Origin of the sequence: Burkholderia sp. Bmkn7 (assembly GCF_041103175.1) — a bacterium.
In the GTDB taxonomy this organism is placed as follows: domain Bacteria; phylum Pseudomonadota; class Gammaproteobacteria; order Burkholderiales; family Burkholderiaceae; genus Burkholderia; species Burkholderia cepacia.
The window spans coordinates 1,167,618-1,181,995 of the sequence record NZ_JBGCUH010000002.1; the positions used below are offsets into that span (position 1 = coordinate 1,167,618).

Below are 14,378 nucleotides of genomic sequence, written 5' to 3' on the forward strand. Positions count from 1 at the left end.
TCCGGTCTGTCGATTCCAGTGTGGTCGAAACAACGACCGCATGGAACTTGCGCCATCGAGAGCGATCGTTGGGCTACTTCGTTCGCGACCGATAGAGCGTCGGCCAGTCGCCGCCTTGAACGCCGCCACACGTTTTCTGCTGCGACACAGCCGACATCCGGAACGCATGGCCATCCCAGATCCAGCTGGCCTGAAAGCCGCAATCGGCCAGCCCGCGTCCCTTGCCGAAGGTGGACAGCGTGCCGGTAGCCGGGTCGAAGTCCGGTTCGACCAGTGAAGGGTCTGAAAAGCCCCCTTCAGGAATCGGCAGCTTGACGGGCTCCGGTTTTCCGCCGCCGATACGCGGTGCGATGAACACATCCGACGAACCCTGGTAGGCGCCCATGATGCATGGAAGAAACACGAGCGCGTTGTGCTTGTCGAGTGCATACGCTGCTTCATGGAGATAGCGCGACGCATTCTCCTCGCAACTGCCGGCATCCCGGATTCGTTTCGCGCGCGCGATCAGGTGTTCTTCTTCCTGATCGGACAACTGCAACGTGATCTTCCGCTTCGGTACGACGGGCAGTGACGGAGCGGGTGTGACCTGCGACGCAGGGGCAGGCCCCTTGCGGATCAACGCGCTAGTTCCCCCGATGCGCCCTTGCCGGTCATCGATACGCAGGAGCGCGGCGACCATGCCATCGAGCGGAACATAAGCGCCTGCATCCTCGCCGAACTGAAGCTTCGTGCCGTTGCGAAGGCGTGAGACGAAGGCCGCCACAGCTGCCGGTTGCGTGGTCGACAACGTCGCTATCCCGTCGTCGAATTTCTCGCTCCAGGCCGAGTCGTCCAGCCGCATCGGCGCGTCGTCGACGCGCAGGTCATCGAGATTGATGCTGGTGTTGGTGGCGACGCTCAGCCGTACCGTGAGCGCGCCGTTCGGCCCGGCTGAGCGAATGAAGCGCAAGTCTGCGCCGGTCTCGCCACCGTTCGCGAGACCCTTCGCCTCGCACGTCAAACCGTTGTCGCAGGCGACCAGCCATGACTTGTAGGTGTCGTAGCTGGGCGCGCCGGGTTCCTGGGCAGACGCGGCGGCGGCGTAAAGCGCAACGAGCGCCGTGCCCACCGCAATGGCACGAGTTTTCATGTGCTTCCACGGAGTTGAGGATGGCGTGAATCGTAACGCAAGTGACGCGCCGGAAATGAAAGTATCCCGGAGCGGCGCGGCCTGAGTTGACGCAATGGTCGAATCGTTTTACGCACGTGCGCCTGCCCATTGTTCGTTCCGGTTACGTCACAAACCCCGGATACGGTTCGATTGATTGCAACGCGCCGGCATGGCCGCGCCGGGGCCGGTTGTAACATGCGTGGTGGTGAGTCGGCGCAACCCTGACGGAGCAAACACATGGAGCCGGTAGGTATCTATGCTGCTGTATCGATTGGCAGGACACAGTTGAGCCGATTCTATGCCGACTGGGGTGATGCGCTGATCGACGATGTTCGATGCATCCTCGGCATCAAGCCGGGGCTGCAGCCGGACAGTCAGGGCGGATTCGTGGATCCGGCAACCGGGTGGTATCACCATCCCGGCAACAAGCTGGTCATCCGGTATGACGCGGACACGGAGACGCTGTTCTATTTCTACCAGCTTGAATTACGCGATCCGGACAGCATGGCCGGCATTCCGTCCTTTCAGGCATTCACCCGCATTGCGGGGTATCGGCACGAAGCCGATGCGGACTATGTCGCATTTTCGCCGAGTGCGCCGAATTTCCTGAGCGACCGGCTCTGGCGTGTCTATCGATTCATGCATGACGGGCTGAGCACGATTGAGGTCGATGCACTTCCGGACGATCGACAGCGCGAGATGGACAGGTTGTCCTGGCAATACTACTGGGGGCCGATCGAAGCGATGTTCCAGAGGGCGGATCGACGCGAGGACGTTTCCTATTTCAATCGCTTCTTTCCGCAGCATTGCCTGGATCGGCAGCTTCTGTCCTTGCTGAATGTCGACATGCCTGCCGACGATCCGCGAATGACGCCGGCGCCTTATCCCCGCGGTTACTGAAGGCGCGTCAAGCGCACCGCTTCTCGATCCACCGCCTCAGCGTCGATAGATGAATTCCAGATCGGTCGATTCTCCGACCTTGAAATCGTATGTACCGACACGCGTGAACCCTGCCTTCTCATAGAAGGCAATCGCCTTCGCGTTGCCGGACCACACGCCAAGCCATACCGGGCCGGGCCGTTCCGTTGCCAGATACTCCAGCGCGGAGTCGAACAGGGCGCGCCCGGCGCCGGTTCCTTGCGTACCTCGCCGAAGGTAGATCTGATGGATCTCGCCCGAACCTTCCGCGACGTCCGGGTGCGGGAGCTTGCACGGCCCCGCGTGCGCATAGCCGACCAGCGTGCCGTCGTCGCTTTCAGCGACCCACGTGCGGCATTCGGGATCGTCGAGCTGGCCCGTGATCGTTTCTACCGAGTAGGTTCGGGCCTCATACGCAGCCAGGTCGTTCGGCGGGTAGTCGATGCCGAATCCGTCCTGCAGAAAGGTTTCGCGAAACGTGTCGCGTTTCAATTCGGCAAGCGGGACGGCATCGGACAGGGTTGCAACGCGGATCAACATGAGGGATGGCTCGGTTCGTCGGTCGAGCCGACAGTTTATCCCGGGTGACGTCGGTCTCGCGAGCATCCGGTCGACCCGGCTATCCGCATCACCCGCCCGGTGCCCATGTCGATGACGAAGACGGTGGTTGTCCTTCGGCGGACATGCTAGGATTTTCCGCAAACAACCTCGGAGACTGCCATGCCGTTCATCTGCGAAAACGTTGAATGCCGCGCCGTGCTCGCACGCGGGCAGGTCAGACCCCATCAGGAGGACGCGGGGTGGTGCTTCTACTGCCCGGACTGCAAAGCCAGGAACGAGTTGATGTACGCCGACACGGCCGGCGGTGCGGTCGAACTGATTCAGCCGGAGCGCGCCAGTCCTCCGCACAAGGTGGTGGCGACGGCTCGACCGCTGGAGGATGGCAAGTACGCGGCGCAGCTGAGCGTTCAGCGGGCGCTTGCCGTGAAGGGTACGTATGGAGCCGAGGAACACTGGGATCAGCTCGGTGTGTTCGGCGACGCGCAGGAAGCCGTCGAGCATGCGAGGTCTTTCGCAACGGATTTATTGCAGCGAGCGGCGTAGTCGATATCGTTCGGTGAACGAAGAAGAGGTGTGCGCATTCATGCGCGACGCCTCTTCGTGTTGTCCGCTGCGCGTCCGTCAGTTGTAGATATCGAACGAGAAATACTTCTTCGCGATCCGCTGGTACGTCCCGTCCTGGATCAGGCTCGCAAGCGCCTGGTTGATCTGCGTACGCAGCGCGTCGTCATCCTTGCGCACGCCGATCGCCGAACCCACGCCGAGCGTCTTCGGGTCGTGCAGCGGCGGCCCCGCGAATTCGAAGTTCGCGCCCTTCGCGGTTTTCAGGAAACCGAGGTCGGCCTGCACCGACGATTGCAGCGATGCATCGAGCCGTCCCGACAGCAGGTCCTGGTAGACGAGATCCTGCGTCTGGTACGTGCGGACGATCACGCCCTTCGGCTCCCAGTAGGTGCGCGCGTAAGTCTCCTGCGTCGAACCCTGCTCGACGCCGACGCTCTTGCCCTGCAGCGATTCGGGCGTCGGCTGCAGGTTCGAGCCGCGCCGCGCGACGAGCCGGGGCGGAACGTTGTTGATCTTGTCGGTGAATGCGATCTGCGCGAGGCGCTTCTCGGTCACGCTCATCGACGACAGCACGCCGTCGAACTTGCGCGCCTTCAGTGCCAGGATCATCCCGTCGAACGCGTTCTCGACCCACACGCAGCGCACCTTCATCCGTTCGCAGATCGCATTGCCGAGATCGATGTCGAAACCGACGAGCTTGCCGTCGGGCGCGAGCGATTCGAACGGCGCATAACTGGGGTCGACGCCGAGGCGCAGGACTGCCGGGTCCTTCGCGGTGGCGGCGCCTGCCGTCAGCGCGAGCGCAATGGCGAGAACGAGCTTTTTCATGGTTGTCTCCAATACCGGTCGATGTTGTATGTGGTGAAGCGAACTGGCGGCCGACAGGCGTGACTGCCCGCGCCCGGCCACGCGCGGGCGGCTGGACGTTTCGCCGGAAGCGGCCGGCGAAGCGTCCGGATTCGAAAGGGGGCGTTAGCGGGCGGCGCCGGTGATGCGCGCCATGCCGTGCCGGTAGCCGGCGGGCGAGAACACGGCGTTCAGCGCGGCCATCGCGGCGATCACGCCGAGATGCATCCACCAGGCGGTCGCGAAGCCGCCGCCCGCGTCGCGCAGCCAGCCGATCAGCCAGGGGCTCGCCGCGACGGTCAGGAAGCCGATGCCCTGCACGAATGCGGCGAGCGCGCCCGCGAGCCGCGCATCGGGCAGGTGGTCGAGCGTGACGATCAGGCTCATCGAGAAGAAACCACCGAGACCGAGGCCGACGCATGCGACCCAGAACGAGGGCGCGAACGCGGGCAGCGTCGCGAACCCGGCGAAGCCGGCCGCCTGCAGCGCGAGCGTGAGCCACAGCACGGCGCGGCGGTCGGGCGAACCTTTGGCGAGCAGCGGCATCGCGAGCGCGCCGGTCGCCTGGAACAGCGCCATCCACGCGAGCAGGTTGCCGCTCGCTTGCGGGCTCATGCCGATGCTGCGGTAGAACGCGGGCAGCCATGCGACGAGGCTGGCGTAGCCGCTGTTGCTGAGCCCGAAGAACAGCGCGAGCTGCCATGCGCGCGGAATGCGGGCGAACGCGGTGAGCGGCGCTGTCGCGGCCGTCGCGTGCACGGCGTCGCGCGGTGCCTTCGCGCGCCACAGCGCGAGCGTGACGAACGCGGGCACGGCCCACACGGCGAGCGCGAGATGCCAGCCGCCGTGCGCGGCGAGCCACGGGCTCGCGACCGCGCCGAAGGCGCCGCCGCCGACCAGCGCGGCCGAATAGAGGCCCATCGCGAGCGGCAGCCGGCCGGCGAACCAGCGCTTCGCGAGGCCGGGCGCGAGCGCCTGGACCACGGCGACGCCGGCGCCCGCGACGATGGCGGTCGCGATCAGGCCGGCGCTGCCGCCCGTCCACAGGCGCGCGGTGCAGCCCGCCGCGATCAGCGCCAGCGCGACGGTCAGCGCACGCTGCTCGCCGACGCGTCGCGCGAGCCCGACACCGGCTCCGGCGACGACCCCCATCAGCACGAACGGCAGCGTGGTCAGCAGCGCGGCCGCGCGAAAGCCGAGGCCGGTGTCGGCGCGCACGACGTCGAGCACGGGGCCGAACGCGGTCAGGAACGGACGCAGGTTGAGGCCGGCCAGCACCAGCAGCGCGAGCGCGCCATGGGACACGGAAGCCGCATGCGGGCGGCGGACAGCTTGCGCGGTGCCGGGGTCGGACATCGGGATGCTCCAGGGAGGGGCCGGTGGCCCTGTGATGCGATGCCGAAAGGGTAAGCGCGCGTTACGCCAGGTGAAAATTAAATATTCGACTGGGAATCAGTGCGGAATGCGATGGCCACGCGTAGTGAGCTTGCCGTCGGCCATCGAGGCTCGATTGCCTTTGGGGTTGGAGGTGTTGTCCGTCAGAACCCGGGATCGCCGCCCCGAGGCTGACAATCGACGCGCCGATAGTGGCGGCGCGTCGCACAAATATGGAGATTCGTCGTTTATCGAAGAGGGCGATCGTTACGCGAATCGCTGAATTTCGTATTTCTCGCGGGCCGCGACAAGCGCCCGAATGCGCGCGCGGTCGTCCGCCGTCTCCGGCGTAAAGATCACGAGCGTCTGGTCGGGCCGGCCGCTCACGGCGAATGCCGCGTATTCGAGCGCGATTCGCCCGACGGCGGGATGGTGGATCTCCTTGGTCCCTTCCTCGTGCGAGCGAATATCGTGGTCGCGCCACAGCGCGTCGAACTCGGCGCTCGTCGCGCGCATCTCGTCCACGAATGCCTGCACGGCCTGCGTCGCGCCGCCGCGCGCGACGTCGGCGCGAAACGCGCCCACCGCGAACTGCGCGACGCGTGCCCAATTCGCCTGCACGCCGCGCACGTGCGGATCGACGAAGATGAGCCGCAGGATGTTGCGCCGTTCCGGCGATAGCGTTGCGTAGTCGGTCAGCGTCGCGGCCGCCGCGTTGTTCCACGCGATGACGTCCCACGTCGCCGAGCGCACGATCGCGGGGCTCGCGTCGAGCGAATCGAGCACGTGCTGCACGCGCGGCGACACGTGGTCGGTCGCGTGATAGCGCACCTCCGGCGGATGGCCGACACCGATCAGGAACAGGTGCTCGCGTTCGGCGTCGTTCAACTGCAGCGCGCGGGCGAGCCGGTCGAGCAAGTCCGCCGACGGTGCGCCGCCGCGCCCCTGTTCGAGCCACGTGTACCACGCGGCGCTCACGTGCGCGCGCTGCGCGACTTCCTCGCGTCGCAGGCCCGGCGTGCGGCGCCGCGTGGCCGGCAGCCCGAGCGCGGCCGGGTCGAGTTTCTCGCGGCGGTCCCGCAGGTACGCGCCGAGCAGGTTGTCGGGGGTGTCAGCCATATCCTGTTAGTTCGTTTACCGGTAAACCGTCACGACTTCACCGCGAGCGGCCGTCGACAGATAGTAAGCCTCCATGCCATCCGGAGGTACTGAACATGCGTGTCTTTGTTACTGGAGCGTCGGGATTCGTCGGCTCGGCCGTGGTTGCCGAACTCGTGGCCGCCGGGCACTCGGTGCTCGGTCTTGCGCGGTCCGACGCGGCCGCCGCGTCGGTTGCGGCGGCGGGTGCCGACGTCCATCGCGGGTCGCTGGAGGACCTCGACAGCCTCACGCGCGGCGCCGACGCCGCCGATGCGGTGATCCACACGGGATTCAATCACGACTTCTCGCGCTTCGCGCAGAACTGCGAACTCGACCGTCGCGCGATCGAGACGATCGGCGCGGCACTCGCGGGCTCGGCCCGGCCGCTGGTCGTCACGTCGGGCCTCGCGCTTGTCGCGCCCGGACGTGCGGCGACGGAAGACGATCCGCACGTGCCGGTGTCGTCGGTTTATCCGCGTGCGTCGGAAGCGGCCGCGGTCGCACTGGAGGCGCGCGGCGTGCGCGCATCGGTCGTGCGTCTGCCGCCGTCCGTGCACGGCGACGGCGATCACGCCTTCGTGCCGCGCCTGATCGCGTTCGCGAGGGAGAAGGGAGTGTCGGCCTTCGTCGGCGATGGCGGCAACCGCTGGCCTGCCGTGCACCGGCTCGATGCGGCGCGCGTGTACCGGCTCGCGGTCGAACGCGGCGCGGCCGGCGCGCGTTATCACGCGGTCGACGACACGGGCGTGCCGTTCCGCGACATCGCGGAGGTGATCGGCCGGCGGCTCGACGTGCCGGTCGTCGCGAAAACGGCGGCCGAAGCCGGCGAGCACTTCGGCTGGTTCGCGATGTTCGCGGGGATGGATGCGCCGGCAACGAGCGAGCGCACGCGCGCATCGCTCGGCTGGGCACCGACGCAGCCGGGGCTGCTGGCCGATATCGACCGGCCGCGGTATTTCGAAGGCTGAGCGGGCGGCGGTCGTGCGGCCGCCTGCGACGGCCGCACTCGCCGCCCGCGCGACACCCTTCAGGCCGCGACGACGATCTTCCCGGCCTGCGCGCCGGCTTCCCCGTATCGATGCGCGTGCACGATGGCGTCGAACGCGAACGCGAACGCGAACGTGCGATCGATCAGCGGCTTCAGCGTGCGCGGCCGCTCGCCGGGTCGCGCGTCATTCGACCGGATGCAGATCCTGAAGCAGCGTCGGCACGAGCTCCGACACGGTCGGATGGATGTGCATCGCGCGGCTGATCGTCGTGTACGGCGCGCCCGCGGCCATCACGTCGAGCATCCCGTGCACGACTTCATCGCCCGTCACGCCGAGGATCGTCGCGCCGAGGATCGCATGGCTGTCCGCGTCGACGATCACCTTCATGAACCCGAGGCTTTCGCCTTTTTCCACCGCGCGGCCGACGCGTGTCATCGGGCGCGTGCCGACGAGCAGCCGGCGCCCGGTCTGCTTCGCTTCCGCGAGCGTCATGCCGACGCGGCCGAGTGGCGGATCGACATACATCGCGTACGCCGTGATGCGGTCGGACACCTTGCGCGGATCGTTATCGAGCAGGTTGGCCGCGACGATCTCGTAGTCGTTGTATGCGGTATGCGTGAACGCGCCGCGCCCGTTGCAGTCGCCGAGCGCCCAGATGCCGGGCACGTTCGTGCGCAACTGCTCGTCGACCTCGATATAACCGCGCGCATCGGTCGCGACACCCGCACGGTCGAGCCCGAGATCGTCGGTATTCGGCACGCGTCCGACCGCGAGCAGCAGGTGCGAGCCCGCGACCTCGCGGCCGCCGCCCGCGCAGTCGAGGCCGACCGCGATGCCGTCGCCGTCGCGCCGTGCACTCAGGCAGGTCGCATCGAGCTGCACGTCGATCCCTTCGCCTTCGAGGATCTCGCGCACGGCCTGCGACACGTCCTCGTCCTCGCGGCGGATCAGGCGGGGGCCCTTCTCGACGATCGTGACCTGCGACCCGAAGCGTCGATACATCTGGCCGAATTCGAGCCCGACGTAGCTGCCGCCGACGATCACGAGGTGCGCGGGCAGGAAGTCGACGTCCATCATCGTCGAGTTGGTCAGGTACGGCACCGTGTCGAGGCCGGGCATCGCGGGCACCTGCGCGCGCCCGCCGACGTTGATGAAGATGCGTTCCGCCTCGAGCAGCGCGTCGCCCACGCGCACCGCATCGGCGCGCTCGAAGCGGGCGTGACCCTGAAACACGGTGGTGTTCGCGAGCCCGCGCACCCATTGCTCGACGCCGTGGTTCGAGCGGCCGGAGATCTGGTCCTTGCGTGCCTTCACGGCTTTCATGTCGACGGTGACGGGGCCGCCGACCGACACGCCGTATTCGCCGGCCCGCCGCGCGAGGTGCGCGGCGTACGCGCTCGCGATCAGCGTCTTGGTCGGGATGCAGCCGGTGTTCACGCAGGTGCCGCCGAAGCGGCCGCGCTCGATGATCGCGACCTTCATTCCGGCGGCGGACAGCCGCGCGGCGAGTGGCGGCCCGGCTTGCCCGGTGCCGATGACGATCGCGTCGAAGTGTTGCGTCATGACGTCCTCCTGTGCGGGTGCAGCGAGGGAACGCGTGCGGGCGAGCCGCGTGCGAGGCCGGGGCCGGCGCACGGTCGCGCGACGGCGAGCGCCTATGGTAGTCCTGTTGGCGTGCGCTCGCGAGCGCCGGCGGGGCGGAGGCGGCGACGCGTGCCCGGGCCCGGCCGTGTCCGCGCCGGCCGGTGTGCGATGCAAGCGGTCGCGACGCGTTGCGCCGGCCGCGTCAGTCCTTGCGCGTCCACTGACCGAACGACACCGGCCGGTGTGCGTCGGCGCGCGTGACGGTCACGTGATCGGGCTGGTCGTCGAGCGGAAACGATTCGGTGACGATCCGGTTCGAAAACACCCAGCCATGCGTGTGCGGGTCGTAGCGGAACGTCACGTAGTCGGTCCAGTGCTGTCCGCACGCGACGAAGTTCTGCACGGTGAAATAGCGGCCTTTCACCGCGAAGCCGTTGTCGGCGGCATCGTCGGGATCGAACGGATCGCACTGGCCGCCTTCGTTCGCGCGCAGCACCACCTGGTCGTTGCGCGCGGCGAGCCGGAATGCGTGGTCGGCCTGCTCCTCGAAGATCAGCAGCGGGCGCGGCGACGGCTGCTCGCGCGTGTCGACCGCCCGGTGCACGACGACGAGGAAGCTGTGCCGTCCGTTGTCGAGATCCGGCCCGGCTTGCGCGAGCAGCGGCTGGTAGCCGCCCGGCAGCTGCGCGGCGATCGACTTCGGCAGCTCGGCCGCGCGGGCGTCGAGCGAAAGCACGGCGAGCAGCGAGGCGAGCACGATGGGCAGGTGGAAAACGCGCATGACGGGGTGTCCGGTCGAAAAGAGAGAGGGGGGCCGATCGCGCGGGGCGACCAATCCCGCCCGGGAAACGCGGTGCCCGGCACCGGATGGAGCGCGACGGGCGGCGCGAATGGCGCGACTGGCGGGAAAGAGGGCCAGCATAGCAGCGCCACGCAGCTTTCGGCCATGTGCAAAGCGTGCCAGAATCAACGGCTCGACCGTCGAACACGACATGCAGGCGCCGGCGCTTCGGCGTCGCTTACCAAGGAGACTTCGATGACCGCATCGGCTGCCGTACTCGCCATCCTGGCTGCGCTGTTTCTCGGCGCGATGATTCCGGGCCCGAGCTTCGTGCTGGTTGCCCGCAATGCGATCGGGCTGTCGCGCCGCGACGGGCTGGCCACCGCGCTCGGCATGGGCATCGGCGGCATCGTGTTCGGCGGCGTCGCGCTGGCCGGGCTCTACACGCTGCTGCAGGCCGTCGAATGGCTGTACGTGGGCCTCAAGGTGGCGGGCGGCGCGTACCTGATCTACATGGCGTCGAAGATCTGGCGCGGCGCCGACCGGCCGATCGCGATGGACGATCCGCGGGCGATGGGCGGCGGCAGCGCGCGCAAGTCGTTCTGGACGGGCCTCACGACCCAGCTCAGCAACCCGAAGACGGCGATCTGGTACGGCAGCATCTTCGCGGCGCTGCTCCCGCAGCATCCGCCGCTGTGGTGCTATCTGGCGCTGCCGCCGCTCGTGTTCGGCGTCGAGTTCGGCTGGTACACGATCGTCGCGCTGTGCTTCTCCACGCGCCGGCCGCGCGAGCTCTACCTGCGCGCGAAGAAGTGGGTCGACCGCGTCGCGGCCGGCGCGATCACGCTGCTCGGGCTGCGGCTGATCCTTAACGCGCCGAAAGCGGGAATCTGAGCGCGGCGGGGGCAGGGTACTGGTCTAGTTTTGCAAACTGAGGATTGTCCAGCCTCGATGAAGAACGAGTTGCAGAATAGGCCTGTTTGCAGGCCAGTTAAAATATAAGTGTCCCCGTCCGCCGTGGGCGGGGACCTTAGACTTAGGTAATGATCGGAATTCGATAGGGCAGAATGGTATGAGTCCACGACGTGTTGTTCAGCGCACGGACACCTTCTTCATAGATATTTGGATTCCCGTCTACGGATCTCAATGTGACCACAATTGTGGCGACCAACGGGTCAACTAATGCGGGCTGGAATGCACGGAGATTGACCCCTGCTTGCAGCGCCCACTGAGTTCCTTCGGTGCCATTGGGGAAGCGCTTGCGATGTATTTTAACAGGCGCCCATTTCCCTCCATGTTCTACCTGCGCCATTTCGTATCCGGTAGTTCCGACTTCGCTTTCGCCTGGCACTCGACCATGAAACTCACCTGTTGCGGAGAGAATGCCGAATCCCAATTCGATGTTGGCCCGAACATATTCACTTCCAGCATTTCCGTCGAGTGGAGGATTGTAGGTCGCAGTAATAATGACCTCTCCTCTAAATTTCCCATTTTGAATAAGTGATTCTGGGATTGGGTATGGGGATTTTCTCCAGCGCATCGATTGATATAGTTGTGCTTCGAAGACTAATGTGAAGCTATCGTCACTGTCATATAAAGTGCGAAGTATATTGTCAGGCCTGCCTGCGCCAAAATATCGACGATCGATCGGATTGTAGTCGGGGGACGACAATTGGGCCGCGTGAATCATCAATGCCTTCACGAGGGCCGGGTGCGGTGTGAGATTGCTTCTCCCCTCGAGTGCAAACCATGTATGAGCTGCAAGATTGGAGGCAATAGGTGCGGCAAAGCTAGTGCCAAATGTGTGAGCGATTTGGTTGTCGGGTGTAAGTGCTTTGATGCTGGCATTTCCAATGTCCCATGGCTTATGAACTCCGCCTCCAGCGTGCACAATGTCCGGCTTCGGAGTGAATACGGGGCCAGGGCCGCGACGTGAGTACGGAGGAGGTTCTCCGACGCTGGTATATGAGCCGAATGCAGTTAAATGAGTTACTGAGCCTACAGTGAGGGCTCGAACAGATTCCCCCGGGCTAGAGACGCGATCAGAAAGCGCAGTGGTTGGAGGCCACGTACGTCGAGGCGAGTCTAGGTAGTTTCCTGAGGCAACGACAAATAAGACGCCAAATTTATCACTGATAGCATCCAATTCTTTTGCGAATTCACTAAACTCGATATCGGAGCATTGATTTGCTCCAAGTGAAAGATTCCAAATCTTGATGTCTGGCTTTTTCTCGACTGATTCTTTGATGCGTTCGAGAAGAATTCCAATTCCGGCGCCATTTGATTCTAATCCGCAGACATCGTGAATTAAACATCCTACTCCTGGAAGCCAGCTGTGCCCGTCGTTCATGTGGCCGGAGCTGGTTATTAGCGAGGCTACCATTGTCCCATGTTCATAGTTTGTCTCGGGGGGTAATACGTAAATATCCTTGCTAGCGATCCATGGTTTTAGTGATGTCGCGCTGTTGGAGATGCCAGTATCAAACACACCAACAGTCGGAATTTCTCCCGCATCAATCTGCGCGTCTGGCGGTGGAATTTTCGCTACTTCGATGGCCACATTTCCGGACGTTACTTTTGCAGAGTACTGTGGTTCGGCATAGATGTGTCGAAGACCCGGGTAGGAAATGAGTTCTGCTAGATCGCTATCGTTGACTCTGTGGGAATCCCCAATTCGAAGCATTGGGATAGATTTGATGCGTTCAATTATTGAGAATTTAATATTCTTTTTATTGAGCCAGTTTTCGATGAAATTGAGGTTCCGCTTCGTGGCTTCTTCCGAAAAATATTGAAAAATGTCAACAATGATGCCACTTGTTTTGCGAAGAGAGGGGATTCCGTGTGGATTTCTTCTCTTGGTTGACCACGCCGAAATTTTCTCAATGGTACTGAGATTGGCTTTGATTTCGTGGATAGTGCGAGTCAGTATGACTGATCTCAATACTTGTAGAGTGGCTGCATTGGCTGCGACAAGCATTTCGTTGATGCCACCGTGCCCAGCTGGTTGAATCCCAGACTCTTCAACCAGCTTGAGTGGCCTATGAGTTTTCGCGACGGCATCCTCGCGAAGTGTGAAAACCAAGGGGCCTAAGGCGTTAGGGAATCGTGCCAAGTCATTCGCTAGATCAGCTGTTGCTGAGTCTAGCGAGCGGACCAAGGATCGTCGATATTCATCATCGACAGGAACGTGGATTTTTTTTGCTGATCCCCCCGTATTGGGAATGGATAGATCCTGTCGAGCAAATGGGACGTGAATAAATGGATTTTCAGCGTTAGCGGGCTTGCTAGTCTTTGAGTTTTGTCCCCTCGGACTTTGGACGCTTTTGCGTTGTACCATCGGTGCTTCCCCCGTTTAGTATAGTTGACACTTGACGTGTCGAAGAACTATACACTGCAGCAAGCGCGCGCAGCGAGAAAATTGTCCGGCACCACTCTCTCAAATATGCGATTTCTTGATTTTTCGTATTGAGTATCTTTCCATGTATTAGCGCAAGTGCGAGTCCGAGCCGACGGAATATCTGAAGTTGATCAATGGTCGCGTTGCCTGCGATGACTGCGCTACGCTTTGCGTCCAAGCACACTTGCTCAATGAGAGCGCCCGATGCGTCACTGGAGTAGTCAACAAGTACCTTCCATGCTAGATCCTTGGGTGCATAGTCGGCCAATAGATGACGCCAGAGCTTTTCGCGCATATGAGCATCTGGCAAGCTCATTGGAATCCTAAAACTAAAGCGGCGCCATACTGCGGGATCGAGCAACTGTTCATGATTGGTTGCAGCGACGAGGATGGTGTTGGGGGACAGCGCATCAATGTTCTGCAGGAGCGAAATGACTACTCGTTGCAATTCTCCAACGTCACGTTCGTTGCCTCTGGCGCCAGCAAGAGCATCGAACTCGTCCAAAAATAGAACGGACGTACTTTGCTCTGCGTAATCCATGACTCTGCGGAGGTTGCGACTTGTCTGGCCGAGCAGGCTACTAATTAAGGTGTCGCAACGTACAGTGAGCAGTGGCAAGTTTAGTCGTGCAGCGATCCAGCGCGCAGTCTGGGTCTTTCCTGTTCCCGGCGGTCCATAGAGCAAAAGGCGACTGGGTAACGCCGCGCGCGCTCGGAGAAGATTTTCGTAATGCTCGACATTTGCTAGGAAGTCGGCGAGACGACTTTCGACCGCGTCGGGAACCATCAGGGCAGTAGAGTCGGCCTCAGGTTTGCTGACGTCGACGGTGTGCAGTCGACTCTCGCCATCGACAGGAAGACTGTTAAAAGAGATTCCGTCTGCAGCATCCTGCGCGCTTGCCAGCGCACTTGGGGCTCTTGCGAGCCGTTCTCGAATGAGGCGGGCTTGTTGCCGTTCACCGACCTGTTCCAGCTTCTCAGCCAAGAGCCCAGCGTAGCTGGTTGCCATCGACGCGTTCGAGCGAAGGGCGCCGTCGAGGATTTTTAGAACCTCTGAAATATTTTCCATTCTGG

General features: G+C 63.4%; 13 protein-coding genes. 4 read left to right on the top strand and 9 right to left on the bottom strand.

Annotated elements, in window-relative coordinates; translation table 11 throughout:
* Window positions 1-73 precede the first annotated feature (73 nt).
* Window positions 74-1,129 (bottom strand): DUF1176 domain-containing protein, encoded by a 1,056-nt coding sequence (locus AB3K92_RS11200; RefSeq protein ID WP_369465055.1) that lies wholly within the window; start codon window positions 1,127-1,129, stop codon window positions 74-76.
* Between the two features lie 258 nt (window positions 1,130-1,387).
* On the opposite strand from AB3K92_RS11200, the gene AB3K92_RS11205 reads away from it, so the two are divergent.
* Window positions 1,388-2,050 (top strand): hypothetical protein, encoded by a 663-nt coding sequence (locus AB3K92_RS11205; protein ID WP_175851161.1) that lies wholly within the window; start codon window positions 1,388-1,390, stop codon window positions 2,048-2,050.
* A 36-nt stretch (window positions 2,051-2,086) separates the two neighbouring features.
* Here the strand turns inward: AB3K92_RS11205 and AB3K92_RS11210 are convergent, their stop codons facing one another.
* Entirely contained in the window at window positions 2,087-2,674 is a 588-nt protein-coding gene (locus AB3K92_RS11210) for an N-acetyltransferase family protein (RefSeq protein WP_369465056.1), read from the bottom strand.
* Between the two features lie 114 nt (window positions 2,675-2,788).
* Between AB3K92_RS11210 and AB3K92_RS11215 the strand changes: the two genes are divergently transcribed.
* The gene (locus AB3K92_RS11215) at window positions 2,789-3,172 is read left to right on the top strand and encodes a hypothetical protein (RefSeq protein ID WP_048020274.1); all 384 of its coding nucleotides are present in this window, start codon (window positions 2,789-2,791) and stop codon (window positions 3,170-3,172) included.
* Window positions 3,173-3,250: 78 nt separating this feature from the next.
* On the opposite strand, the gene AB3K92_RS11220 is transcribed toward AB3K92_RS11215, so the two are convergent.
* The 3 genes from AB3K92_RS11220 to AB3K92_RS11230 form a co-directional block, all read right to left on the bottom strand.
* The gene (locus AB3K92_RS11220) at window positions 3,251-4,021 is read right to left on the bottom strand and encodes an ABC transporter substrate-binding protein (protein ID WP_369465058.1); all 771 of its coding nucleotides are present in this window, start codon (window positions 4,019-4,021) and stop codon (window positions 3,251-3,253) included.
* Window positions 4,022-4,165: 144 nt separating this feature from the next.
* Window positions 4,166-5,395 (bottom strand): cyanate transporter, encoded by a 1,230-nt coding sequence (locus AB3K92_RS11225; protein ID WP_369465059.1) that lies wholly within the window; start codon window positions 5,393-5,395, stop codon window positions 4,166-4,168.
* 285 nt (window positions 5,396-5,680) lie between these two features.
* Window positions 5,681-6,532, bottom strand: coding sequence for a helix-turn-helix transcriptional regulator (locus tag AB3K92_RS11230; RefSeq protein ID WP_369465060.1), 852 nt, complete (start codon window positions 6,530-6,532; stop codon window positions 5,681-5,683).
* Window positions 6,533-6,627: 95 nt separating this feature from the next.
* On the opposite strand from AB3K92_RS11230, the gene AB3K92_RS11235 reads away from it, so the two are divergent.
* On the top strand, window positions 6,628-7,521 hold the full coding sequence (locus AB3K92_RS11235) for an SDR family oxidoreductase (protein ID WP_369465061.1): 894 nt from the start codon (window positions 6,628-6,630) through the stop codon (window positions 7,519-7,521).
* Window positions 7,522-7,725: 204 nt separating this feature from the next.
* Here the strand turns inward: AB3K92_RS11235 and AB3K92_RS11240 are convergent, their stop codons facing one another.
* Both AB3K92_RS11240 and AB3K92_RS11245 read right to left on the bottom strand, forming a co-directional pair.
* Window positions 7,726-9,105, bottom strand: a complete 1,380-nt coding sequence (locus tag AB3K92_RS11240; RefSeq protein WP_048020266.1) for an FAD-containing oxidoreductase — start codon at window positions 9,103-9,105, stop codon at window positions 7,726-7,728.
* 223 nt (window positions 9,106-9,328) lie between these two features.
* Entirely contained in the window at window positions 9,329-9,907 is a 579-nt protein-coding gene (locus AB3K92_RS11245; protein WP_369465062.1) for a hypothetical protein, read from the bottom strand.
* A gap of 255 nt (window positions 9,908-10,162) precedes the next feature.
* Here AB3K92_RS11245 and AB3K92_RS11250 point away from each other — a divergent pair, with 255 nt between their 5' ends.
* The gene (locus AB3K92_RS11250) at window positions 10,163-10,801 is read left to right on the top strand and encodes a LysE family translocator (protein ID WP_021163579.1); all 639 of its coding nucleotides are present in this window, start codon (window positions 10,163-10,165) and stop codon (window positions 10,799-10,801) included.
* A 142-nt stretch (window positions 10,802-10,943) separates the two neighbouring features.
* Here the strand turns inward: AB3K92_RS11250 and iteS are convergent, their stop codons facing one another.
* Window positions 10,944-13,244, bottom strand: coding sequence for a S8 family anti-phage peptidase IteS (gene iteS, locus AB3K92_RS11255; RefSeq protein ID WP_369465063.1), 2,301 nt, complete (start codon window positions 13,242-13,244; stop codon window positions 10,944-10,946).
* On the bottom strand, window positions 13,192-14,373 hold the full coding sequence (iteA, locus tag AB3K92_RS11260; RefSeq protein WP_260435579.1) for an anti-phage ATPase IteA: 1,182 nt from the start codon (window positions 14,371-14,373) through the stop codon (window positions 13,192-13,194). The genes iteS and iteA overlap by 53 nt, the downstream gene beginning before the upstream one ends.
* Between the last annotated feature and the right edge of the window lie 5 nt (window positions 14,374-14,378).